This window comes from Rheinheimera sediminis (assembly GCF_004005375.1).
Classification (GTDB): domain Bacteria; phylum Pseudomonadota; class Gammaproteobacteria; order Enterobacterales; family Alteromonadaceae; genus Pararheinheimera.
The window spans coordinates 17,778-43,733 of the sequence record NZ_RZUF01000028.1 but is presented as its reverse complement, the minus strand read 5'-3'; the positions used below and the strand labels follow the sequence as shown (position 1 = coordinate 43,733).

The window sequence follows — 25,956 nt, the reverse complement described above, 5'->3', positions numbered from 1 at the left end:
CCACTTAGGCTAGATGATTATCAGGTCTTGCCCCGTGCCCCTGAGTTTGAGGGCGATGCTTTTGACAAAAATTCTTGTGTGAGTGCAGGTGGCATGTTGTGTAGGCATAGAAGTAAAACTCATCGCTGAGACGGTTGAGCTTGCTTCTGGCGAAGATGATTTAACGGACTGAATTCATAGTGATACTGCGAAATGTGAAGCTGTCGTATTGAGTGGGGCACGGGGCAAGACTTGACCCCATTGTAGTGCTCTATGCACGGGGCAAGACCTGACCCCGTTTGTTCCGAAGTGGGCAACGCAAACCGGTTTTTATGAGCATACCAACCGGTGTCAACATCTGCAGGCACCGACAGCCATTGCCCGCCCCGCCGATTTGCCCTGACCAGCGCAACCGGAAAAGGGTGACCAAGCTGCTGGCGGTTTTGCCACTTGTTGGCAAAGCAAGGTGTCTGCTCGACAAGAATCAAATTGCTATCATTATAGGAGCATGATCAATAATTTAATTCATCATTTTTCAATCAAAAAAAACGCCACCCTTGTTTGAACATTAATTTATTACTTATCCCTATAATAAATCATAAAAAACCTGGCAACACTAAAAACAGCTAATGTCGCAAAAAATACAACCCAGAAATAGAAAATAATAGGATGCGAATCCTTCGAGTAAAAAGTTCCCTTAAGGTAAATATATCCCTTTTGAAAAATCCACACACTAATAGATGCAAAAGAAAAAAAAGCAACCAATGTTGTTATTATATTTTTCATCACACACCCCAAATAATTTTAATTACCTTGCTTTAATTTTTCTTGGTGAGAAGATACTCCTTCTCCTATTAAGTATCCTGTTGTCCCTTGTGCTAGATCTGAATAAACCCCACCTCCAGGTATGCGCGAACTCCAATATCTGTTAAACATCTCTCCGATTCCATTTGAAATAAGACCTGAGCTACTACCGCTTCGAAGCATATTTACCCCTGCGACTCCCCATGAAAACGCAGAGCATTGTGGCAAACTACAAAATCCAGCAAGCGTCGCAGCATTATCAAGACCAGCAAAGACTGGCTCTGATTTACTGTTAATATGATCTCTTATTACGCCTCTTAATACCTCACTCTGAGTGAAAGACGGGATGCCGATTATGTCCCCAATGCGACTATTGATTCGCTTTAAAGCATCGTTAATGGATACACTATCATAACCAGCATTACGAGCATCAATTAAGCCAGATCGAATATCACTTAGCTGGTCATAGGATAAATCATCTATATTGCCTAATGATACTTGACCACACTTGCTACAGCTTCCTCCAGAAGTTTCGCTGCTATTAAAAGATCCGCTCCGGAACTCTCTAACTGTACTTGCAAATGCGGAGCTAATTGCGCCATTTGCGAACTTGCCACCTGTAAATGAAGATACCGTTCCACCAATTAAACTACTCACAGTAATTCTTGCGTAAGGGTTACTACCACCGGCGCCGGCAAATGCATTGCCAACATAGGAACTGATAAAGCCATGCCCAAACTTCCCTCCACCCAATACGCTGAATATCCCCCCAACAACACCGTCAACTACAAAGTTTAAAGCTGCATTTCCGAGATTAGCGCCACCAGGCATTGCCGCAGACAACGCCCCAGCTCGCAGCCCAGCACCTAAACTCCCGGTTACTGCGGTTGTTTTCAATCCTTGATAAATCGCGGTACACCATCCTTGACAGCCAGGGATAACATAAAGCGCTACTGAAATTATTGCATCCAACACCGGAACATCTGCAATATCACGCAACCACTTACCTATTTTCCCAAGAGAGATGAACCCACTAGGAACGGTATAACTCAGCGGATTATTCAGCACATAGCTATAGCGGTTATAACTCTGGGTATTAGTCGGTGCCTGCACAAAAGGATCCGCCTGCATAAACCTTGCTAAGGTTGCATCGTAAATGCGGCCGTTCATATGAATAATATCCAGGCCTTCCACGTTTTCATGGCCTGTATAAGCACGACGGCTGGCAGCTGGCGCTATAGGGTTAGTCCCGACAAAACCTGTCATAATCTGGCTTTGTTTGCCCCAGGCGTCGTACAGATAATTCGCCATGAGCACGGTTTCCTTGTTGCCTTGCGAGTCTTCAATCTGACGCGTAACGGCAACTGTAGAACCTAAAGCGTCCCCATGCAGTACTTCGTATTGCTCACCCGGGCCACTTTCAAAGTTGGTGATCACCACAGGGCCTATATACCAGCGGTGCTCTATGCTTGGCGTGCTTTGGCTACCGGTCTTTTTATGGTTTTGCTCGTATACTTTGCCGGCGTAAAAGGTTTCTGTAGTTGTCGCCACACCATTTTCAGTGCGGCTGTCTTTACGGTAAAACCTTTGATTATCAGGGCCATAAGCAAATTCAGTGATAGTGCCATTCTGTTCAATTTTCAGCGGCATATCGCTGGAGGAATACTTAAACTCACGCTGGCCATCATGAGTGATATTGCCGTGTGCGTCGTAGACCATGCTGTAGTTTCTGTTGCCTGTCACAGTGTTCAGCTGATAAGGGTTGGTTTGATCATAGGTGTAGATATTGTCTACAGTGCCCGTTTTGCGGGTGATATTGCCAAAACCGTCGTACTCCATGCTTTCAGTGATAGTGCTGACATGGTTACTCAGCGCAGCATTGGTCACCGTCATCACCCTGTCAGTCAGTCGTGAATGACCTTCAGTTGAGTACACAAAGTCTTCACTGATGGTCTGGCTCAGTACATGATTCTGGTCATAATACTGGCTGGTTCTGAGTTCCGTGGTGCCTTTATTATCGTAGTCGTAGCTCACGTTATAAATTGAAGAGCTACCCTTAGACACAGTGATGCTGTCTATAAAACCACGGTCTTGATCAAAGGCTGTCGCGGGTTTTAACCCTCGTTTACCAGTGCATCTGCTACAAGATTTTCTGTTATCGGAATTCATTAGTTATGGTGAATATTTCTTCGCTGTTTAGTTGACAGCATATTAATCATACAATAGCATGATTTGATAAATGAGAAAAAATGCCTCGAAGGTCTGTTGTGTTTTGACTGGGAAGGCGTAATAAAACCATGACAAGGGGAGAGGAAAATATGTTTAAGCGATCCGTCTTAAGCAGTGCGGTATCTATGGCTTTGGTTCTTATGAGTCAGCCAGTTACAGCAGCTCAGCAAGATAACAAAGCAACAAAAGCAACAGAAGTAGAAATTATCGAAGTCAAAGGTATTCGTGGCAGTCTGAATAAAGCCCTGGGCGTTAAAAGGTTCAACGAACAAATTGTTGATGCCATAGTGGCAGAAGATATAGGGAAATTTCCGGATAATAACGTGGTTGAATCCCTGCAACGTGTAACAGGTGTGCAGGTGACGAACCGTGCTTCAGGTGAGGTCGCTTCAGTTTCAATCCGCGGTTTAAGCGATATCACCACCACCATTAACGGCCGTAATATTTTTACAGCAGCAGGCACAGCTGTCGCCTTACAGGATATTCCAGCCAGCTTGCTCAGGCAGGTTGATGTGTACAAAACCCGTTCTGCCAGCCAGATTGAAAGTGGTATTGCCGGTTCTATAGATGTAAAAACCCACAGACCTCTTGATTTTGATGGCGCTAAGTTTATTGCCAATGCCCGTGGCATTTATACCGAGCAAAATGAAGAAACAAATCCAACCTTTAGTGCTTTAGCCAGTAACAACTGGCAACTGGACTCTGGTCAGTTTGGTGCCTTGGTGAACGTCTCCTATTCCAGAATGCGTTATCGTGATCAAAGTGTCACAGCAGGCGCAATGTTACCTTTTATGACGGAAAACCCCACAGCTCCTTTTACTCCCTATGAGCGTATTTTTTTGGACAAGCCTGGAGTGGCTGAAAACCCAATCTGGCAACCTGGTTTATTAGCGGGTTTGCCTTCGAGCCAGGGTTCTACTTTAGATATTAATGGCGTTGCAACGCCTTATATGCTTAGTCGTGACGCCGTATTCCAAAGTGATTACAATGGCGAACGTGAGCGTCCTGCCGCTAATATTTCTTTGCAGTTTGCGCCTAACGAAAAGTCTGAATATGTGTTTGAATCCTTTTACAACGGTTTCCGCAACGAAGGTTTTAACAGTTTGCTGTTTTCTTTTGCTGACTGGTGGGGCAGTTACGCTGGAATGACTCCGGCCCAGGCTGCAGCTTCAGCTAATGTACAATTTCATCCTGGCACAAATATAGTGAAGTCACGTTCGGTGAACGACCCATGGGTGTTTACCAGTGGCGACCTGGCAACAGGTAAAACAGATAGCTACCTGCATGCTTTGGGTGGACGTTGGGAGTTGTCTGATTACATGACATTGAAATCTGAATTGGTGTATCAGGACAGCGAATACAATACTGATTTTTTTGCGATGCGTTTTGTGCGTCCAGGCAATAACTACAAGCTCAATGTCGATTTCAACGAAAGTGGCGGTATCCCTGGTTTTAATTTTGAAGACAACCCGGCTACAGCTGGCATGGATGAATCCAGCATGGCTGATCCATCGGCTTATGTGACAGATGGTATGTACGACAACGCGAATAAAGATGAAGGGGATGCAGTCACCTTTACCTCAGATTTAGCCTATCGTTTGGATGGTTTCTTTACTACTGTGGAAACAGGTGTTCGTTATGACAAGCGTGGCGCCACGACCTCATTTAGCCGTCAGGACCGTGGTGGTGGTGGTATTAATGTTGCCACTCTGGATGGTTTGGCTTCGATCAACAGTGGTTTTATGGATGGTGAAGCCAATGTCCCAACCTCATGGGTCGTAGCGAATGGCCACCTTATACGCAACAACGCCGACCAATACCGTGCTATGTATGGCATGAATAAACTGGATTTACAGCGCTCGTTTGACATAGATTCCACCACTTTGTCCTTGTATTTGCAGGGGAAGTTTGAGACTGAAGTTGCAGGTCGTGCATTAAATGGTGAAATAGGAGCCCGTTATACCGGCATAGATACCGATTCCACTTTCTATCAGGAAAGTGCACCAGGCGCAGCGCAAAACACCAGTCTGGGAGAAAATAAAACCCGTAAAATTCTGCCCAGCCTAACGGCTCGTTATCAGTTAACTGATGATTTACAGGCTCGCGTTGCTTATACCGAAACTTTACGTTATCCGGGCTTTGGCGATTTAAACCCGCTGATTATCTATAACGAAGATGTTACAGGTATTGGTTACGGCACTGCAGGTGGCGGTAATCCTGATCTGAAACCTACAGAGTCACAAAACTATGATGTATCGCTGGAGTGGTATTTTGCCGAAGCCAGCTCGCTGTACGGTACTGTATTCAGACGTGATATCGACGGCTTTGTGGTTGGCTTCCGTCGTTCAGTAACAGCGCCAAAATCTGCAACTGATCCAACTCCATACAAGTTTGTACTCACTCAGCCCTATAATGCCTCTGAAGGGGAACTTTCAGGTGCTGAAATTGGTTTAGTCTGGTTCCCTGATTACTTACCTGAAGCCTTAGATGGTTTTGGTGTGCAGGCCAGTTACACCCGACTGTCGTCTTCGCAAACTACTCCTGATACCAATAGTGAAGGCGAGATCACAGGTTATCGAAATACCGATCTGTTTGGTGTATCTGATTCGTCTTACAGCGTGGTGTTGGCCTATGACAAAAACGATCTGGGCATGAGATTGTCGTATTCATGGCGTGAAGGTTTCCTGGCTAACTATGAAGCGGCTTTGTTTGCCAATCCACTGGAAAGACGTAATAAGTCAGAGGCCAGTATGGACTTCCAGTTAAGCTACAAACTGACAGAACAGTTTGAGCTGACACTGGATGGTACCAACCTGACCAACGAGCTGTATCAGAACTACTATGGCAATGATGCAACCACAGGTAACTTTGGTACCGCTTTGTATAGCCGAACTTTTGCTTTAGGTGTGCGCTACAGCATGTAGTAGTTTTAGTACTACTTTTTTATAAAACACCGGCGCTATGCCGGTGTTTTTGTCTGTAGCATCCGCACTTAACGCCTCCTGTGGGCTATGAGCTTGCCTCCCTGTTACATAAGGCGCTATTTTCCTCATCATTTAACTGAGTTCTTCCTGTATTAATCTGTGAATAGTCTGGTATTCTCGAGCGATGGCTCTTTGTTGCAGATTTTATCGTTTTCAGTGAAGAGTGACCACTTGAGGTTGCAACTACAGAGATATCACAGTGTATGAAGCAGTGGACTTTATTTGATTTTTCAGCAGGCTCTGATATTACAGCTTTAACTGCAGCTCAGCTGAATCGGCTGAAACAAATTGTCTGGATTTGTTTGCTCGCGGTGATTTGTGGCGCCGCGGCCTCTGGTCCTAAATCGGCTACTGTTTTATTGGCTACAGCTATTGGTTTAACATGCATTTTAGTTTTGCTGAAGCGACAAAACCTCCGTTTTGCCATAGGCGCTTTATTGTGGCTGCTGACTTTGATGATCTGCAGTTTGATCAGTATCAATCTGGGTATTTTTGACTTGATGCTGTTGGGCTATCCCTTGGTGCTGGCGTATGCTGCTATGTATAGCGGTCGGCGTTTTTATCTGCTGCTATTCGGATTCATAGTGCTGTTTTGTTCCTGTTTAGCTCTGGCGTCTTTACAAGGCTGGGTATATTTTAAGCCTGCAGTTGTTACATTGAACACCTTTATTAGCTTGAATCTTTTACTGCTGGTCAGTGGTTTTACCATGAGGCTGATAGCCCGCGATACCAAAGATGTACTGCGCCAGCTCAGGCAAGAAAACGACAGAGTGCTGAAGTCTCAGCAGGAAATTCAGCGCTTAGCGCAGCATGACCCGCTAACAGGGCTTGTAAACCGTACTCAGTGTGAACTGGCATTTCAGCGTGCTTTTACCAAAAACACAGAGCAGTCTGTCGCTTTGTTGTTTATTGATTTGGATAACTTTAAGCCTATTAATGACGCTTTAGGTCATCAGGCCGGGGATGAAGTATTACAACATCTGGCGGTCATGCTGCAAAGCCAGTTGTCAGAGCAGGATCTGTTAAGTCGTTTTGGCGGAGATGAGTTTGTCGTGCTGATCAGCCAGTGGCAAGACAGGGCTGAACTTGAGCAACGCATTCAGAACTTACTGCTAAGTTGTCAGCAAGAATTTTTGGTACAACAACATAAAGTTCAATTATCAGCTTCTGTTGGCGTCACTCTTGCGCCGCAAGATGGCACCGATTTTCACCTGCTATGCAAAAAAGCTGATACCGCTATGTACCAGGCTAAAAAGATGGGGCGGAACAGATTTTGTTGGTACAAGGCTGAAATGGAGCAGCAACAGCTGGATAAATTTAACCTGATGATGCGCCTGCGTCTGGCGGTAAAACAGCAGCTTTTTACCCTGGCTTATCAGCCGACTTATGATTTAACCACTCAGAGTATCACTGGGGCTGAAGCCTTGTTGCGTTGGTTTGATGCAGAACTTGGACAGGTGCCTCCTGACGTATTCATTCCTCTGGCAGAGGAAACAGGTTTAATTCAGGAGCTGGGGATCTTTGTTCTGCAAAAAGCTTGCGCTCAGGCTAAATCATGGCAAGAGTCAGGTTTTAGTTTAAATATAGCGGTCAACATCTCCGCCATACAGTTTAAACAAGGGGACTTGCCTGCAGTAGTGACTAAAGTACTGGCTGAAACCGGTCTGGCGCCGCATGCGCTTGAGTTGGAGCTAACCGAGTCTGTGCTGATTGAGGATCGGATGCTGGTAAAACAACAAATGGAGCAGTTGTCTGTGTTAGGAGTGCGTTTTGCCATCGACGATTTTGGTACAGGCTATTCTAATCTGGGGTATTTAAGTCAGTTTAATTTGAACAGTTTAAAAATAGACCGCTCTTTTGTAGCTCGTATCGCTCAGAATGACAAAGACTTGGCATTGGTTGATGGCATTATTCAGTTAGCGCGCAGTTTAGGTCTGGATACTGTAGCCGAAGGAGTGGAAGACCCGCAAAGTCTGAAGCTATTATTACGGGCAGGTTGCAGTTGTGGCCAGGGCTATTTCTGGTCAAAAGCTGTATCTGTGGACGAGTTTTCTGCTTTGCTTTGAAAGGAGCGGTTGCAGGCAACCGCTGTGAGTCAGAGTATTTTTAAAAACTCAGTTAAGGCGTGCTGTTCTGCTTTACTTAACTGTAGTTTTTGCAATAAAGGTGAGTGTTCAGGAAAGGGGGCTGCATCCTCTTTTAAGCCATGTTTTGGCAGCCGGGCTTTTAATCCGGCATTGTTGTAAAAAGCTACAATACCGTCAAATTGCGTAAATAAGCCATTGTGCATCCAGGGGCCTGTGTGAAATACCGCGCGCAAAGACGGGGTGCGGAATTTACCTGAATCAGTGGCGACTTTAGTTTCCAGATAGCGTCCTAAATCTTCGAAAGGTCTGCCATAAAAGTGTAGGCCCGTGACATGAAACTTATTGTCAGACAGCAGTGGCCCCTGGTGGCAGTTTAAACAACGGGCTTTGGTGCGAAATAGATGCAACCCCAACAACTGTGGGTCATTTAACGCTTCGGTGCTTTTATTCTGCCGTTGTGGATCCTTGCTGTAAGCTGCATCAAGGAATTCATCATATGCAGTGCGTGGAGCTTTGATCTGCAGTTCAAAATAAGCTAGAGCGTCGGCTAGCTGCTCTGCATCAATCAGGGTGCTGTTATACACTTGCGAAAACAATACTTGGTAATGCTTCGATGCATTTAACTTTCTGACTGCCTCTTCGATCGGCAGATCCATTTCTATTGGATTACTGATAGGCTGTAAAGCCTGAACTTTAAGGCTTGTAGTGCGACCGTCCCAGAAATAACTATGCCAGAGTTCCAGATTAAACAAGGCAGGCGTATTGCGGTTGCCGGTTTTGCCTTTAATTCCTACTGCTGTGGTTCTGGCATCAGAGAACTGTAGCTTTGCGTCATGGCAACTAGCGCAACTGACGCTATTATCGGCTGACAGTATCACATCGGAAAACAGTTGCTCACCAAGCTGGTATTTCAATAACTCTGTTTGGCTTTGTGGCTTTGCTGTGGCAGGCAAAGGTGCCAGCTCAGCTTGGCTCACTCCTGCGTCCAGTTGAGCTTGTGGCCACTGAGCTACAGGCTGATTGTATAAAGCTCGAAGGGAGGTGGTTTCGGTACTCGCCACCGATAGCAGAGGGCAGAGCATCGCAGTGATCAGCAAGTTCCGCTTTGTGTTTTTAATAATAGTCATACGATATTCCAAACCAGAACTGGCGTCCTACTTCTACACCATTAGCCCCAGGGCTTATTTGATGGGTACGGCTGTCAAATAAATTGGTGATATCCGCACTCAGAGCCAAATTGCCAGTAGCAGATTGATACAATTGATAGTTAATGGCTAAATTCAGTAGCGTAGTGCCGTCCAGTCGCTTTGTGCTGTAAACCGGGACCAACACAGCGCCTGAGCTGCACTCAGGGCACAACCAGTTTGTATTGCCACTGATATCGTACGCCCCTGTAGCGACAGCGGTAGTGTAGCTGGCTTTATAGGTTGCGGTCAGGCTGCTGTTGAGGTTATCTGTCCAATCGGATGACCAGCCAAAATTCAGCACCAGTGGTCGGGCAAAGTTAGTATTTATTCTGTTTAATGCGTCCAGACTGGTTAGTTGCCCGTCCAGAATTACCAGTTCATCCGCTGCTGTATTGTTGATGTTTTCGTCGAACTCATTGCTGCTGCTAAAGGTTTTACTGAAGCTGGTATTCAACCAGAAGCTATGATCTTGCCACTGCTGGCTCCATGACAGAGACAATCTGTTGCTGTAACCGCTGCCGCTATTGGTTTGGTACTCATAGAAATAACCGTCACTTTCCCGCACAGGAGCTGAGGCTGCGGCCAGTTGATCTTTTTTCCAGCGTTTTACGGCTTTAATGCTAAAAGTACCAAAGTGTTCGGTATTCTGCTTAAAGCCTAAGGTGGCTTCATCGTCATAAGGTGTTTTTACATTATCGTACCGTACACGAGTATCGCTGTCGCTAGAGGATCTCAGCCAGCCCTGCAGTACACCGTTACGGATAGGCCTGTATTGCACATAATAAGGCAGTTGTGCCTCTTTAATTTTGTAGCCCAGAAGTCCTGCGTCGTAATAGCGGTTCAGGCCAAATGTCAGCAAAGAATCTGCATCGCCAAATAAGCGATAACCAGCACTCAGACGGGGCGCCAGGTTTTGATTTTTGAAAAAATTGTCGGTGCTGTAGCGCAAGCCCAGATGCCAGTCCCAGTCGCCGGACTCGAGTTGGTCGGTCAGGTACAGCGCATTTTTTATCACTTTTTCATCAATGAATTCAGATGGATACACAAGTCTGGATTCAAAGTACTGAGGGGTGGAGCTAACGTTTTCGCTGTACAGCAGCATGTCTTCAACCCTGGACAAATCCAAGGGTCTGCCCAGCTCTTGTTCTATGTCAGCTAAAGGCCTGAAGAAACCAAGCTCAACACAGTCGAACAAATAGCCGTTACAGTTCAAAGGGGTTTGAGTGCTGGAGTATTGTCGGGCAGCTATATAGTTATAACTGTCATAAAACCGCTGGCGTTTTATGTGTTCAGATTCAAGATCCATACCCAGCAGCATTCGATGCTTTAAGCCCAATGCTTCAAAATCATTCAGTTGCAGGCTGCTTTCTATTCGAATGTTGTTTTGGGTTTTATCCAAATCGCCAAAACCACCTTGTTTTGATACTGGCGTTACTGAGGAGTTGTTTACCTGATCCAGTTGTCCCCAGTCTTTACCTTTGGCTTGCAGCCAGACGTAATAATGATCGGCGGCTTCTCTGCTATTTTCGCTGCTGCTATAGCTAAGTTTACCAGACCACTGACCCAATGCCAGATCCTCAGCCAGGTTCAGCGCAGTACTGAAACCACCGCCTTCCACTACAAACTCGCTGTCTTTGACGTTTGTCTGTATGTTGTGATTTTTATAAGGCGCGTAGGTGGCTGTTAAATCTACGCGGTCAAGCCACAAATCCCGCTGCGAGTACTTCAGCAGCAGGTTGGTGTTTTCCCTTTGTGTATTGACCATCTCACCTAAAGATAACTCACTGACGGTACTTTCCAGATAGTTGATATTGATAAGCAACGCATGATGACGGTTAAAGGTATGACTGGCGGATGCACCATAGCTATTTTTTTCATAAACAGGCGCATCGCCGGTACTGACTTGGGTGGCGTTATCGTTATCACCTGTGATGAGTTTGTAGCGCCCCCAATCACTTTGGGTACCCCGATAACTCAGACTAAAGCTATTTTGATCAAAAGCTGAGCGCGATGTTACATCGACCACACCACCAGAAAAATCACCAAAGTTAGCTGGAATATTACTATCATAGACATCTATAGACTCTACTAACTGACTGTTCAGGGTAAAAGCCTGGGCCGAGCCTCTTACGTCGTTGGCTTCATACAAAGCACCAGAACTTCCGCTCGGATCTAGTCTGCTGTTGTAATTCACTCCGTCGAGGAAAAAACCGGTTTGCCAGGGTTGAGCGCCGGAAATGGATAGCTCTTTTGCCTGAATTTCTGCCGCCTGATCCAAAGCATAGGCCGATTCCGACAACTGCACGCCTGGCATTAAGGCAATAAGCTCGTTAATGTCACCTGTAGATTTTGGGCTGCGCTGAATAAAATTGCGGTCCAGGTGATAACGCCCAACTATTTCTGGAAGTTCTGGGCCTGTATAACGTCCTTTGACTTCAATTTTCTCCATCACTTTAGTTTGCTGCAGGCACTGTTGAACAGCAGCTACTTCCTTGCTTTGTTTCTGACACAGCACCACATCGGCTTCTTTTAACTTGTATTGGCGCATCAGTTGCTGTGTATCCGCGCTGCTGCTTTGTGCGTAGCCATAGCAAGAGACAAATAAAGGCAGCAGCGCCAGTGGCTTATAACGAGAGTTCATAGTCTGCTCCAAGGGTTTCGATCTTTGGATCAAAACCTTGCTGTAATAGGTTAATTGTTTGCAATCAGCGGGCTCAAATCGTCAGCATCGGCAATTCCGTCATTGTCAGCATCATGGTCTGCAGTCAGGCCTGAGGCGTTTATTTGTTCAGCTGTGGCGCTGAGTAAGAAGAAGTTGGGTAACCCATCGTTATCTGTATCTACGTTAGCCACAGTAGTACCCGGGAAATGGTTTTGCAGCGCATAGTGGGTGGCCACCTCAGTGTTGAGGCTTATTTTTTCTGCCGCGGCGACTGCATCAGTCCGTATGATGGACAGGGCTTCCTCGCTCATATCAGACGCCAGATTTAATTTAATCTGGTTTTCATGCAGCTTTTGCTGTTCGTTGACTGACAGTAAAGCAATCTTGGCATTGAGCGCAGAAACCCTTTGCTTTAACGCCTGATAAGCCGCTGGAATATCCACAGTTTTAGCCTGTGCTGAGGCGTAGCGTAAAGCTCTGATATAGTTGCGCTGGTTAAAGATTGTTTCAATGTCTGTTGCTTCGTACAGATCGCCGCTGTAAGTCAGCAGAGCGTTGAGTAGCTCGCTTAGTTGCTCCTGAGTGAGCGAACCAGCCAGTAAGCTATCCAGATCCTGATAGGCTTTAGCCAGCAGATCGGCAGCCTCGGAATAAAAACCTGCGGATGCCAGCAAACTCGCAGCATTGCTGGAGCTGATAAAACGCTGTTGCGTATCAGTTAATGAAGTCAGTAGTGATGTCAGCAATAGAGCGCTGCTTTGTGCTGTTTCTGTACGACCTGCCAATTGAGCTGTTGACAGCAAAAAGCGATACCCAAGGATGGATTGGGATATATCCAGCCGTTTTTTGTCCGGATGGAAATACTGAGCGGCTATGCTTTCGCACTGCAGTGCTTGTTGGGTTGCTAAATCATCTGCCGCCATCTGCTGATAGGCTTGAACCAGTCGATAACAGCCGTTGCTACCCAGCATATAAGGCGCTGTGGGTCGTTCGCTGAAATAGGCCTCTGAATTCAATACAGTGGCAGCAGCCTGCATCAGCTCCAGCGCTTTGTCGCGATGGCCTGAGTAAAACAACTCCCAGGCCAGCCCCGGATTGGCAGAACCGTTTTCGAATAACGCTGGGTAATAATCCCGTAACCTGTTGTAACTGCTTTTCAGCTCAGCCAGCACTGTTGCTGTGTCGTTGCCTGCCTGCAATTTTTGCAATGCTTTATTAACAGCAATATCATTTTTAGCATTGGTTGTCGCAGTGCCAGTGGCGGGCAAAAGTGACAATGGCAGGTTTGTGCTTAAGCTGGGGTAGTGGTATTGAAACAAACCAGCAGACGATTGCAGTGGAAAACTATAGTAGCCTAAGGTGGCTGCGGCATAGTCAGATTTAGTGTAGTTATAGCTAGTGTCATAACTGGTATTGGTGTAAATGGCCAGAGTTTTGGCCAGATACTCTTTGGTCTTTTCAGTGGCATTAATCTGTTGAAAACGCTCAGCTACATAGGATAAATGCAAAGCGCGGTAGCGGTACACTTTTTGGCCTCTGTAGACACCGCTGGTTGGTACTTCATAACTGGTTTGTTCTGCCAGTTCGGCATAAGCCTGAATACTGGATAGAGCAGCCAGATAATTGGCTTCGCCAGGTTCGGCCAGATAGCTTTCGATAAACGCATCGGCATCGGCCTGGTAAGCCGTCAGGAAATTGCCGTAAGTTACCGAGTACACCTCGGTTTTTGAAGCTAACGCAAAGCTGGTTATCTGTGCCATCAGATTATCGGCATCATTGGATGCGCCTGCTCTGCTGTAGTCTCTGGCTAACGACATCAAAAACCGGGCATCTGCTGTGGTGATATTGGCTATGCCTTTTTCCAGCAATTTTTGGGTGTAAAGCCGCGAGGAAATGCTCCGATAGTGGTTACCCAATGTAGTATTTCCGATGGCATCGGCATGAGTGGCTGCTTTTCGGTAAGCCAAAGCCTGGGCTCCAGCTTCAGTGATCGTATTACCAAGGATTTCTTCAGCTTTGGACTGGAACCCCGCAATCAAATAGCCTGAGGCCAGCTCTGTATTGGCTGCGTCTTTGGCATTATCGTCTGATAGCTGGGTAATAACGTCTTCACTTTTCTTCAGGTGCGAGCTGCTACTGCTGTAGTAATAATTTAGTTTATCTGCGTTGGTGATATAGCTGGCTCTGAGTTCTATCTGCTGTGTTACAGCTGTTTCGATAATACCGTCTGTAACCGCCACCAGAAAAGAGCCAGCAATGATGCTGAGTACTTCTGGTGTATAGACAAATTCACCAGTAGAGCCGTTGATCTCTAAAGTGCCATGTTCCGGGCGACTGGCCAGACTAAAGCTCAGAACATCGCCATCCTGATCAAAAGCTTCTATTTTTCCGGTGGTGATACCGGAGCTACTCACTATCACATGGCTACTGAGTATTTTGGGACTATCGTTTACATTGTTGATAGTGAATGCCAAATCAACTGCAGCTTTGTCCTTGCCGTCACTGACAGACAATCTGACGTGGTCAGTACCATGAAAGTCAGGAAAAGGACTGTAACTGAAATGGCCATTTTGTAGGAGCTGAAATACGCCGTTATTGGCAGCTGACTCAAGCATATAGTTTAATGTGTCGCCGTCAGCATCCGTCGCTTCTGCCTGGGCGGTCAGCTTAGTGTCTTCATCTAGCCTGAACACAAGTTCAGTAGCACTAAATGCAGGGGCTGAATTTGAATCTCCGCCACCACAGGCAGTCAATACTGTTATAGCTAAAGCGATTAAGCTAATTTTTTTCAAGATCATGCTGACAACTTCATACATAACAAGAACATCCGGATAAAATGGATGCGCATAATAAATGCATTATCAAATGAGATCAATTATCATTAAGTTTTTAAAGTGTAAAGATTGGCTTATTCCGATTTTTTCCATGCTAAGAATCAGCAAGCTGTCAGGGGTGAGTTACATGTTAAGTTGGAAAGTCGTTGGTGTCGCAGCCTTGTTATGTCAATCGGTTCCCGCTACCGCGAAAGTATGGCTGGACGCAGATCGTGTTTATTACAAAGGACAAATTTCTGCCGAGGACAATAAAAAGTTGATGCAGTTGTATCAGCAGGCTAAAAGCAAACCCACACGTTTGGTGATCCAAAGTGGTGGCGGTAATATTGATCTTGGAATGGATTTGGCAGACTTTGTTATCCAACAGCAACTGGATGTGGAAGTGCCAGAATTTTGTTTTTCCTCTTGTGCCAATTATGTCTTTGTGGCGGGTAAGAGCAAATGGCTGGGTGAAAATGCTGTGCTGGGCTGGCATGGAAATGCCGCATCTGCACGCTGGCTTGATGAAGACATAGATGCCATGGTTAAGAACTTAGAAGGTGAAGAACGTCAGCAGCAATGGCTAAAACTCAGGCTTCATTATGATCAGGTGATCCTGAAAGCAACTCAAAGAGAAGCTTTGTTGTATCAGCAACTTGGTGTGGATCCAGCCTTATTAACTATAGGACTGCAGCCTGAATTACGCAGTGTGGCAAAGCAACAGCGTTACCGGGGCTGGACTTTTAACTCCTTAGTGTTAAATCAATTGGGGGTTCAATCTATCAATCCAGGCACTGCAGCTAAAAATGGCTGGCAGCCTAAACTGCATCCGCGTTTTAAGCTGATGATTATTAGTGAGCTGAGCGCATCCTGATCTGGCGACTTTTGGCTCCCGAACAAAAAAAGGCCGCAATAATGTGCAATGCCGTTGAGATTTAGTCGTTTTTATTCAAAACGGCTATTCACTAGTTGGTGCGGACGCAGCGAAAAAGGTAAAGCCCAGGCTGCCAGGCCTTAAATCCATCCTTGGGGAGAGACAAGCGTGTTGCTCTGTTTCCGGCCCTTTGCAGAGCAAAGTACGTTATTGCGGCGATAAGCCAAATTACTGGTTTATTGAAATCCCGCAATTACCCTGACAGGGGTTGCTTAATGCTTTGCCTTTCCTCGCTTTGGATGGTCAGTTTTTTCAGGCTCAGTGCCAAAAAGTCCATGCGTGCTGTTGAGGGTACAGCCATTCTGTTCCAAAAAAATAATGCCAGTCAGTTTTACTGACTGGCATTAACAATAATCTGGCCTTTTTGATTCAATGATGGTTAATGAGCACTTTTTGTTGTGTGCTCAGGCAACACATCGTCATCCTCTTCGTCCATCACCTTGTCATGACTGTGATCTTTGGCAATCAGCATATAGACCGAAGGTAAAACAAAGAGCGTCATAAAGGTACCTATGGTCATACCCAATACCAGCACTATACCTATGGAGTTACGGGCTTCAGCGCCTGCACCTTCAGCAAAAATCAGCGGCGTGTGGCCTGCGATAGTGGCGAAGCTGGTCATCACTACAGGGCGTAACCTCAGCACTGAGGCTTCGCGAATGGCTTCCAGTTTGGTTTTGCCTTGTTCCTGTAGCTTATTGGCAAACTCCACCACCAGAATACCATTACGCGCTATTAATCCCACCAGTGTGACTAAACCCACCTGCGAATAGATATTCAGCGTACTGGTAAAACCGTCGGTGAAAAATGGCATCGGAGCTGGAATTTTCAGGAAGGTAAAGACCAGAGCACCAAACAGAGCCAAAGGCACTGAACCCAGCAGAATGACGATAGGATCGCGGAAGCTGTTGTACTGAGCCGCCAGTACCAGGAAAATCATAGTCACAGCCAGCGTAAAGGCTGGCAGGAAGGTATTGCCTTCACGTTTTAACTGGCGCGATTCACCGGTGTAATCAATAGAGTAACCACTTGGCAGTAACTTCTTCGCTTCAGTTTCGAGGAAGGTTAAAGTTTCATCCAGAGGTTTAATAGTCACACCACTGATTTTGACCGCATTTAACTGCTGCATGCGGTTGATGCTACGTGGCACAGTGCTATGGCTCAGGCTGGCGATTTGATCCACCCTGATCATCTGGCCTTCAGGGCCTTTGATATAGAGACTGGTTAAATCATCAGGAGTTAAACGCTCCAGACGTTTCACTTGGGGTATCACTTTGTAGCTTTGGCCCGACATATTAAAGCGGTTCACGTAACCGCCGCCTAATAAAGTACCTAAGTCCTGCACTACATCGCGCATATTCAGGCCTAAATCTGCCACTTTATCGCGGTCGATATTCAGTTGATACTCGGGCTGATCCACTTTCATATCAATCAGCTGGAATGGAAACATGCCACTTTCACGCATTACTTGTTCCAGCTTCAGCGCATAGTCGTAAATCTCTTTTGAATCCGCTGTAGAGGCAATCACAAATTCAACAGGGAAACTACCACCACCCGGCAGGGCAGGGGGAGTGATAGGTAAGATCCGTACACCGGAAATTTCCGCCAATTTCTGTTGCACTTCCGGCATGATTTCAAATACCGAACGTTCACGTTCCGCCCAGGGTTTGGTGACCATGCCGCCAAAACCACCAGTTGGGAAGGTGATCTGGAAGGTAAAGTCTGTTTCTGGCACAGACATAAAGGCTTCATTGACGTATTTACCGTAATAAGACGACTGATCAACAGTAGAGTTGGCCGGAGAGTCGACAATACCAAAAATAACACCCTGATCTTCGACTGGAGCCAGCTCTTTCGGTGACATGCTGTACAAGGGCACACAGAGCAGCATAATACCAATCCAGAACACATAAACCCCTGTTCTGTTGTTTAAGGTGCTTTCGAGTTTGCGGCTGTAAAAGCCCTGGAATTTATTGAAAATGCCATCCAGCGGTGCTTTGTTGCTGGTATGAGGTTTTAACATGCGGGACGCCATCATAGGCGATAGCGTAATAGCCACTACGGCTGAAATAGTTACAGCTCCAGCCAGGGTAATAGCAAATTCACGGAATAAAGTACCGGTTAAACCGCCTTGTAAACCTATTGGCACATAGACCGAAATCAGCGTCACAGTCATCGCAATAATAGGACCACCCAATTCACGGGCTGCGACCAAAGAGGCTGTAAAAGGTTTCAGGCCATTTTGGATATGGCGCTCAATGTTTTCTACCATAACGATAGCGTCGTCGACCACCAGACCTACAGATAACACTATCGATAATAAGGTCAGCAGGTTTAAGGAAAAGCCAAAGACTTTCATAATAAACATGGCACCAATCAACGACAGCGGAATGGCAATAATGGGAATAAGTACAGAGCGACTGAAACCTAAAAACAAGAAAATCACTACGACAATGATCAGTAATGTCTCAGCCAGTGTTTTTACTACATCGTCGATGGCGGCTTCAATGTATTTGGTGGCGTCATAAGAAACGCCTCCGGTTAAACCACTTGGCAATTCCGCCTTAATGGCTTCCATTTCCTTGGTGACCGCTTTGATAACATCCAGTGAATTGGCATTAGGTGCTACAAATACCCCCATAAAGACGGCAGTTTCACCTGAATAATTGACATCAACGTTGTAATCGTCAGCGCCAAGTACTACGTCGGCAACATCAGATAAACGTACTATTCCCTCGCTGTTTTGCCGTAAAATCATGCGCTTAAATTCGTCAACACCTTTCATATCGGTGTTGGCGCGCAAATTCACCTGAGTGTAAGCGCCGCGGGTTTGACCTATAGTGGCCTGGATATTGTTGTCTGTTAATGCAGTACGGACATCCGAAGCAGTGATGCCGAGCGCCGCCATAGGCTCTGGTTTTAACCAGACTCGCATCGCAAAAGTGCGGCCACCCAAAATATCGGCTTTTTGCACACCGCTGATGGCGATGAGCCTGGGCTGTACTGAGCGGCTTAAAAACTCAGTGATCTGGTTTTGCTCCAGAATATCTGAACTGAAGCTTAAATAAGCTGCTGCAAACTCACTGTCTGCCGCTTCAATGGCAATAGCTGGTACTTCGGCTTCAGGCGGCAAATCACCGCGCACCTGATTCACCTTGGCACTGATTTCCGTCATGGCTTTCAGTGGATCATAGTTCAGATGCAAGTGGGCTATGACAGTGGAAACGCCCATAGTGCTCTGTGATTCGATGTAGTCGATACCACCGGCTGAAGCGATAGCGCGCTCTATAGGGGTGGTGATAAAACCACGGACTAAATCAGCGTTGGCGCCTATATATGCTGTGGTAATTTTTATCACAGCTATATCGGAACGTGGGTACTGTCGTACCGTCATATTGCTCATCGACTGGAAACCAGCCAATAAGATCAGCAGACTGACCACTATGGCCAGTACAGGCTTTTTAATAAAAATATCGGTGAAATTCATAATCTGCTCATTAATAATGGCTGGTGATTCTATGCGTCAAATCAGGTATCAGCTGGTGTTGGCGTTGTTTTAAATTCTGGTGGCTGCGTTTTACTCAGCACCACAGACTGGCCATTAAATAACTTAAATGCACCTGCGCTCACCACCTGATCACCAATTTTTAAGCCGTCAATCACTTCAACAAAATCACCACGGGCTTTGCCTAATCGAATAAATTGCTGACGGGCTTTTAAACCGCCTTTGTCATCTTTTTCTACCACAAACACAGTGTCACCAAAAGGCGCATAAATAATGGCTGTGCTGGGTACCACCAACAGCTGATGAGGGGCTGTTAAGGTGACTGTGGTAGAAACGGCCATGCCCGGGATCAACACAGCTGCGTTGTTATCTAAAATAGACTGAACCACGACATTGCGGGTACTGGTATTAATTTCTGCACCTATAGCGCTGATTTCACCTTTGACTATGACAGCCCCATCACCTACAGAGACTTCAACAGGTAAACCTTTAGTAATTTGCGTCAGCCAGTTTTGTGGCACAGGGAAATTTACCCGCACTTTGTTAGTCGCTTGCAACGACACTATGGCGGTGCCTGTTTGCAAGTCGGTACCTAAATCAACCTGACGAATACCAATGCGGCCATCAAAAGGGGCACGAATCACTTTTTTCTGCAAAGTGGCTTTTAAGTTGTCTACTTGAGCTGAGGCGCTGTCGAGTTGTTGTTTGGCGTTGTCTAACTCACTTTGAGTGGCAATATTAGAGCGGCGTAACTGCACTAAACGGTCATAGCTTGTTTTGGCTAACTTTAAACTGGCTTCAGCTGAACGTAACTGAGCTTGTTCGTTGGTAGCTTCCTGCTCTATCAGCACTGTACCTGCTGCGACTTGCTGACCATTACTGAAACTGATTTTCTTCACCCGGCCAGCTACTTCGGCTGCTATGACAATACCTTCGTCAGCCAGCACTGTACCTATGGCATTGTAAGTGTTAGGCCAGCTTTGTTGCTCTACACTAAAAGTACTGACGTACTCAGGGGGCGGCACAAAAGTTTCGCCTGATTCGATCATGGCTGCAATCTGGCCTCCTTTGACCCCTGCAAGTACAGCAAACACACAGATCAGGCCCAAAATGGCAAATAAAATGGATTTAAATCTTTTCATAACAGTGACCAGATTAAAAAGTTAATTAAGGAGCCAAAAGCTTTGGCGTTCAACGTACGGCTTGACAGCACTTTCGGATTTCAGCCAGCCACAGGTTAATGTCACTTCATTGTTTTGAACTGATGCATAGCTCAACCTGATATGGGCCTACTAGTTTGCCACGTTTTTTTTGAGTTTGTGACGATTAGTCATAAATTAATAAAAATTTGATAAAACTGAAGCAGTTGGTCTTAATAACACCGGGCAGGTAAAGCGTTCTCAGCCGCTTTTTCGTCGGAAATTATTAGAAAACTGCTGCTACAGTGTAGCGATCAAAATGGCTTTGCCCTACTGAATAGTGGTAGAAAATTGTAAGCAAATGAAGGGATGATTCAGCCACTGCCGTGAAGGCTGAAAAAAATAAAAGCAGTCAGAAAAGTTGATGAGTGTAAGGCCGCCGTCGGGCGGCCTTACACTTTGCATCAGATCACAAACTGATGTTCTGCAGCGGATAACCCAAGGCCTTCAGTTCAGGTGTCAGACGTTTTGCATCACCGACGACTAATATAATCATCTCCTTTGTATCCAGATGTTTAGCTGCCAAGGCATTCACCTGTTCTTTACTGATACTGGAGACAATTTGATTACGCTCACGTACAAAATCCGGCGTTACATTAAACTCCAGAATTTGTGCCATAAAACCTAATTTGGCATTAGGCGTTTCGTACTTCAGCGCATCCGACTGATTGATAGCCAGGCGCATAAACGCCAGTTCGTCATCCTGAATGCCGTTCTGTCTGAAGGTGTCAATTTCATTGATAAACTGACGAATAGAATCGACTGTGGCATCAGCTCTTACTGCTGCTGAAGCTGTGTAAGTACCTGCAAACTTATCGGCGTTAAAGCTGGCTCGGGCACCATAGGTGTAACCTTTGTCTTCACGCAGATTCAGGTTAATACGGCTGTTAAAAGTGCCACCTAAAACAAAGTTCATTAAACTGGCCTGATAAAACTCACCAGTAAGATCTTGCGTCAGTGAACGCTTACCAATGCGAATTTCTGATTGAGGCGCATCAGGTTTATCCAGCAGATAAATAGTACCAGGCTTAGCTTGCATTTTACCTGTATTAACCTGTATCGACGGGCCTTTGCCTTGCCAGTCAGACAACTGATTTTTCAGCTCTGTCGCTATAGTGTCCTGAGTTAAATCGGAGACGACGATCAACTGGCCACCTGCTGGCTTAAAGTGAGTCTGATACCAGCTTTTCACATCGTCCAGAGTCAGTTTACTGACAGACTCCAGAGTTCCCTCGTTTGGAACTGCTGCAATACTGCCATCGTGCATTATTCTGTTATAGGCCGTTGCTGCTATGTACCCAGGGTTAGTAGCGCTGTGCTGAATACCTTGTAGTGTTTGTTGTTGCAGACGGCTGAAGTCTTCTGCTTTAAAACCCGGATTACGTAACTTCTCTTCCAGTAAGACTAAAGTTTGTGGCAGGTTTTTACTTAAGCTGGAGACGAATACATCAACGTAGCTGTCGCCACTGCTGATACTGATACTGCTGCCCAGTTTTTCCAGCTCCAGGCTCATTTGCTCTGTGCTGTAATTTTGCGTGCTTTCGTTCAAGAGTGCAGCCATTAACGCGGATACACCGGCTTTATCTGCCGTTTCATAATAACTGCCAACAGGAATTTTCAATAATAATGAGGTGGTTGGCGTTTCTGTACTTTGGCTACCCAGCACTTTAATGCCGTTGCCCAAATCTGTGGTCCAGGTGGCAGGCAATTCAACAGCTGGATTCATCCCAGCAACAGGTTGCTTGCTGCGGTCAAAATTATCTACTGCTTTCCGTACCTGCAGATCTTCAGCTTTAGTGGTTGAAGGGCCACCAAAATCATGTTGCAGCGGCTTAAAGTTATCTGCTTTGGCAATCAGCTGAGTTTGGCCTCTTGGTACCACACTCATCACCACAGAGTGCTGATTTTTGATGTAGGTATTGTACACCCGCATTACATCGTCTTTGGTTACAGCATTGTAACGGGCTATATCGTCGCCAATAGTGTCTGGCTTACCTAAAAAGGTCTCGCTGGCGGCCAGCTGACTGACTTTGCCTGAAACACTTTGCAGGCCAAAAATACTGCCGGCTTCAATTTTTGCTTTTACTTTTAACAGGTCGTCGTCTGTCACACCCCGTTGTTCAAATTCAGTCAGGCTGGCACGAATGATCTGCTCTATATCGGCCAGGTTTTTACCTGCAGCAGGATTTGGCAAGGCATATAACGAAAACTCACAGGCCAGTTCGCGGCAAGGGTGAGATACCGCAGCCTGCACTGCTAACTGGTTTTTCACCAGATTCTTATACAGCAGTGAGTTGTTACCACCACCTAAAATTTCTGCCAAAATATCCAAAGCCGCTTCGTCTTTATGATGAGCATAAGCTGTTGGATAAGAGATGTAGACCAGCGGTAAATGCACATTGTCTTCCATCGAGATATAACGGGTTTCTGGCAGTTTTACTGCAACTTTGGCGGAGGCTGAAACTTCAGGACCACGAGGAATAGAACCAAAATACTTTTGTACCATAGGTAAAATGTCTTCGGCTTTAACAGCGCCACCTATGGTTAAAGTTGCGTTATTAGGGCCATACCAGCGCAGGAAAAAGGCTTTCACGTCATTAACGTTGGCGCGGTTTAAATCATCCATATAACCAATAACTGGCCAGGAATAGGGGTGACCATCAGGATACAATGCCTGAGATACGCGTTCATTTAAACGACCGTAAGGTTGGTTATCAACGCGTTGACCCCGTTCGTTTTTCACGGTTTCGCGTTGTACTTCAAACTTCTTCTCTGTCACAGCGTCCAGTAAAAAGCCCATACGGTCGGCCTCTAACCAAAGCATTTTCTCAACCTGATTGACGGGCACAGTTTCAAAATAGTTGGTGCGATCGGAGTTGGTGGTGCCGTTTAACGTACCGCCTGCTTCAGTGATGATTCGGAAATGCTCTTCATCACCGACGTTTTCAGAGCCCTGAAACATCATATGTTCAAAAAAGTGGGCAAAGCCTGATTTACCGGGCTCTTCCCTGGCTGAACCCACATGATAAGTCACGTCCACATGCACCATTGGATCGGAATGATCTTCATGAACAATTAAGGTTAAGCCATTGTCCAGCTGATATTTTTTATACGGAATATGAATACCTTGCTGGGGTTTGGATTGTTCAATCAGTTTGATACCAGCTGGTAAGTTCGTTTGTGTCTGTGTGCCACAAGCGGCTAAGGTCAAAGCAAAAGCTATGGCTATTGTCAGTTTAGAATGTTTCATCAGTTCCTCCTTGTCTATTGACAGAATTAGAACACGTTTCCGGCGCGGTAAAAAGCTACAACTATGTAACAAAACGATACAATGCTGCAGAGGCAGGATTAAAAGTACTGGTCGTCGATCGACTTTAGCGCCAGACTAGCAGATTGAGTTCACTGCCGGTTCAGTCAGAGAGCTTAAAGTTAAAGTCAGAAAAAAAGGGGATGATGTGGCAAAGGCTGGTGCTGGTATAAAAAAATCGAAGTCCTGGTTCAAGTGGAATTTGCTGCTGTTGCTGCTGGCAGGCATTTTATTTGCTTTTATTCAGCTGCAGTACTGGTGGAATCAACTGAACCCCAAATGGCAAGGCCTTGATTTATCCTGGGGACAGCTGCGTATTGAACAGCTTTCGGTACAACTGCCGTTTTATGGCAAGCAACTGCTGCAACTGGAACAACTGGAGTTAGGCTGGACAGGCTGGCCCTGGCCTTTAGATCTGGTGCAGGCTCAATCGCTAAAGGCCCAACTGGATTTGCAATTGGCAACTGCTGAAACCCAAGCCGAAACTACGCCTGAAACAAAGGCTGCTACTCTGCCTGCGTTGCCATTGTGGTTGCCACAAGTATTAGTTTTTGAACAGATTGAAATTTCGTTACCTTGCGCCCGTTTAAACAGCAAGCTGAGCAACAGTGTTGAAAACACAGACTGTTTGCTGCTGGGTTTTTTAACCTACAGCGAAAATAGCCAACAAATACAGCTGCAACTGGCCAATCAACAAGCCGTATCTGTTGAAGGCATTGGTGATGTAACGCTGGCTCTAAAAGCCTTGATCCAGCCAAAGGCTGAACAACTACAAATTCCAGAGTTTGAACTGAGCCTTGCAAGCAGCCAGTTAAGCTGGCAACAGCATCAGTTTTCTGAGCTGGATTTAAAGCTCAGTGGCAATGCTGTCTGGCAAAACAATCAACTGAACTTTGAAGCGACTAAGCCTCTGCAGTTGAAATCTGGTTATCAGCATGCGGATCTGAACATACAACAGCTGATGCTGGAAGCTAAGGATTTGAAGCTTCAATTGGATCCGGCACAGCCGGCAACTACGCAACTAAAAACTGAATTGAAACTTGAAGTAAAACAGCTGCAGCATGCTCTGGTAAAAACGCTGGACTGGAATTGGGCGGGAAAAGCCTCGTATCAACAGCAGCAAGCAGAAGCGGAAGGTAGGTTGGCGAACAGTCAATCCCTGGCGTTGGAGCATAAAGTAAAACTGGCTGAGCAGAAAGTTAGCCTGGACTGGACTTTGCCCGAACTGTTTTTTCTGGCGGGTAATCCATTACAAATGGGGCCTTTTTGGCCTGAACTTTTGACATTGCAAAAAGGCAAAGTATCAGGCGAAGGTCAACTGACGTTTGATATGGCCAGCATGACGCTGACCAAACAGCAAACAGCACTGGTAGTACGCGATTTAAGTGGCATCTACGACAGAACTGTATTTAATGGTTTGACTACAAAGTTAAGCTTATTCAGCGAAGGTGCGGCATGGACTGTTCAAACTACTGATTTGAAGCTGCAGCAAGTAAATCATGGTCTGTTGTTTGGGCCTGTAGAGCTTCAGGCCACCTACAAAACCAAAGCGCCAGACTGGTTTGCCGGACAGCTTGATCTAAAGCAATTGCAACTGGCTTTGTTTGGCGGTCAGGTGATGGTTTCGCAGCAGAATATTGATTTAAGCAGGGATGCTAAAGTTATGCTGCAACTGGATAAATTACAGCTAGCTGAACTATTGAAACAGCACCCCAGCGCCGATATGACAGGGCAGGGAACACTATCCGGCACTTTGCCGCTAAGCATAGAGCAAGGTAAGCTGACGGTAGCTCAGGGCTCTGTGGCTGCTTTAGAACCTGGCGGCAAGATTGCATACCAGTCGGATAAAGCCCTGGCTATGGCTGCATCGAATCAGGGCATGAAGATCGTAATGCAGGCGCTGCAGAATTTTCATTTTTCAGTGCTGTCGGCTGGAGTCAGTTACAGCAAAGAAGGCCAGTTGTTACTGGCACTGAAATTGGAAGGCAATAACCCGGAGTTTGAAAAAGGCCGGGCTGTGAATTTCAGTATTAATTTAGAAGAGAATTTACCGGCAATGATCACCAGCCTACAGTTAAGCGGTCAGGTCAGCGAGTTAGTGAAAAAACGGGTTCAACAGCGTCTGGCAGCCCAAAAAGCCAAAGACGCCCGTAAGGAGTGATAATGCGATATGGGCAGGATAGACAATTTTCTCAGTCAAAGTCTGCAAGTCAGAGACGCAGGGTTGGACAGGGTTTAATTTTTTGTTTGGTTCTCAGTGTTACTG

The 25,956-nt window shown here is 46.0% G+C and carries 12 protein-coding genes; 4 read left to right on the top strand and 8 right to left on the bottom strand.

Annotated features, from left to right (window positions below; all coding sequences use genetic code 11):
- Positions 1–783: 783 nt before the first annotated feature.
- Complete coding sequence (locus tag EMM73_RS17115) at positions 784–2,847, bottom strand: RHS repeat domain-containing protein (protein WP_186435274.1); 2,064 nt, start codon at positions 2,845–2,847, stop codon at positions 784–786.
- A gap of 254 nt (positions 2,848–3,101) precedes the next feature.
- Here EMM73_RS17115 and EMM73_RS17110 point away from each other — a divergent pair, with 254 nt between their 5' ends.
- Positions 3,102–5,936: a TonB-dependent receptor gene (locus EMM73_RS17110; protein WP_127688025.1), complete on the top strand. Its 2,835-nt coding sequence runs from the start codon at positions 3,102–3,104 to the stop codon at positions 5,934–5,936.
- Here EMM73_RS17110 and EMM73_RS20100 read toward each other — a convergent pair.
- Positions 5,913–6,068, bottom strand: coding sequence for a hypothetical protein (locus EMM73_RS20100; protein ID WP_186435273.1), 156 nt, complete (start codon positions 6,066–6,068; stop codon positions 5,913–5,915). The genes EMM73_RS17110 and EMM73_RS20100 overlap by 24 nt on opposite strands.
- Positions 6,069–6,199: 131 nt before the next feature.
- Between EMM73_RS20100 and EMM73_RS17105 the strand changes: the two genes are divergently transcribed.
- Positions 6,200–8,062, top strand: a complete 1,863-nt coding sequence (locus EMM73_RS17105; protein WP_127688024.1) for a putative bifunctional diguanylate cyclase/phosphodiesterase — start codon at positions 6,200–6,202, stop codon at positions 8,060–8,062.
- A 29-nt stretch (positions 8,063–8,091) separates the two neighbouring features.
- Here EMM73_RS17105 and EMM73_RS17100 read toward each other — a convergent pair whose 3' ends face one another.
- Genes EMM73_RS17100 through EMM73_RS17090 form a run of 3 tightly spaced genes read right to left on the bottom strand, consistent with a single transcriptional unit; the run spans position 8,092 to position 14,730 of the window.
- A complete protein-coding gene (locus tag EMM73_RS17100; protein WP_127688023.1) occupies positions 8,092–9,210 on the bottom strand; it encodes a cytochrome-c peroxidase in 1,119 nt (372 codons plus the stop codon).
- Positions 9,197–11,911, bottom strand: a complete 2,715-nt coding sequence (locus tag EMM73_RS17095) for a TonB-dependent receptor plug domain-containing protein (protein ID WP_127688022.1) — start codon at positions 11,909–11,911, stop codon at positions 9,197–9,199. Before EMM73_RS17095 ends, EMM73_RS17100 begins: the two co-directional genes overlap by 14 nt.
- A 50-nt stretch (positions 11,912–11,961) precedes the next feature.
- Entirely contained in the window at positions 11,962–14,730 is a 2,769-nt protein-coding gene (locus EMM73_RS17090) for an Ig-like domain-containing protein (protein WP_127688021.1), read from the bottom strand.
- Between the two features lie 163 nt (positions 14,731–14,893).
- Here EMM73_RS17090 and EMM73_RS17085 point away from each other — a divergent pair, with 163 nt between their 5' ends.
- Positions 14,894–15,619: a hypothetical protein gene (locus EMM73_RS17085; RefSeq protein ID WP_127688020.1), complete on the top strand. Its 726-nt coding sequence runs from the start codon at positions 14,894–14,896 to the stop codon at positions 15,617–15,619.
- A 439-nt stretch (positions 15,620–16,058) separates the two neighbouring features.
- Here the strand turns inward: EMM73_RS17085 and EMM73_RS17080 are convergent, their stop codons facing one another.
- From EMM73_RS17080 to EMM73_RS17070, 3 genes are all read right to left on the bottom strand, one after another.
- Positions 16,059–19,166 (bottom strand): efflux RND transporter permease subunit, encoded by a 3,108-nt coding sequence (locus EMM73_RS17080; RefSeq protein WP_127688019.1) that lies wholly within the window; start codon positions 19,164–19,166, stop codon positions 16,059–16,061.
- Between the two features lie 41 nt (positions 19,167–19,207).
- Positions 19,208–20,326 carry an efflux RND transporter periplasmic adaptor subunit gene (locus EMM73_RS17075; RefSeq protein WP_127688018.1) on the bottom strand — a complete coding sequence of 373 codons (1,119 nt, stop codon included), beginning with the start codon at positions 20,324–20,326 and terminating at the stop codon, positions 19,208–19,210.
- Between the two features lie 466 nt (positions 20,327–20,792).
- Positions 20,793–23,633: a M16 family metallopeptidase gene (locus EMM73_RS17070; RefSeq protein WP_127688017.1), complete on the bottom strand. Its 2,841-nt coding sequence runs from the start codon at positions 23,631–23,633 to the stop codon at positions 20,793–20,795.
- Between the two features lie 205 nt (positions 23,634–23,838).
- Between EMM73_RS17070 and EMM73_RS17065 the strand changes: the two genes are divergently transcribed.
- Complete coding sequence (locus tag EMM73_RS17065) at positions 23,839–25,851, top strand: YdbH domain-containing protein (protein ID WP_127688016.1); 2,013 nt, start codon at positions 23,839–23,841, stop codon at positions 25,849–25,851.
- The last annotated feature ends 105 nt before the right edge of the window (positions 25,852–25,956 follow it).

Bases quoted from the DNA above. Each gene is read 5' to 3' on its own strand.
- EMM73_RS17090 (WP_127688021.1), bottom strand. From the start codon at position 14,730: ATGATCTTGAAAAAAATTAGCTTAATCGCTTTAGCTATAACAGTATTG.
- EMM73_RS17110 (WP_127688025.1), top strand. From the start codon at position 3,102: ATGTTTAAGCGATCCGTCTTAAGCAGTGCGGTATCTATGGCTTTGGTT.
- EMM73_RS17080 (WP_127688019.1), bottom strand. From the start codon at position 19,166: ATGAATTTCACCGATATTTTTATTAAAAAGCCTGTACTGGCCATAGTG.
- EMM73_RS17070 (WP_127688017.1), bottom strand. From the start codon at position 23,633: ATGAAACATTCTAAACTGACAATAGCCATAGCTTTTGCTTTGACCTTA.
- EMM73_RS17095 (WP_127688022.1), bottom strand. From the start codon at position 11,911: ATGAACTCTCGTTATAAGCCACTGGCGCTGCTGCCTTTATTTGTCTCT.
- EMM73_RS17085 (WP_127688020.1), top strand. From the start codon at position 14,894: ATGTTAAGTTGGAAAGTCGTTGGTGTCGCAGCCTTGTTATGTCAATCG.
- EMM73_RS17075 (WP_127688018.1), bottom strand. From the start codon at position 20,326: ATGAAAAGATTTAAATCCATTTTATTTGCCATTTTGGGCCTGATCTGT.
- EMM73_RS17100 (WP_127688023.1), bottom strand. From the start codon at position 9,210: ATGACTATTATTAAAAACACAAAGCGGAACTTGCTGATCACTGCGATG.
- EMM73_RS20100 (WP_186435273.1), bottom strand. From the start codon at position 6,068: ATGATGAGGAAAATAGCGCCTTATGTAACAGGGAGGCAAGCTCATAGC.
- EMM73_RS17105 (WP_127688024.1), top strand. From the start codon at position 6,200: ATGAAGCAGTGGACTTTATTTGATTTTTCAGCAGGCTCTGATATTACA.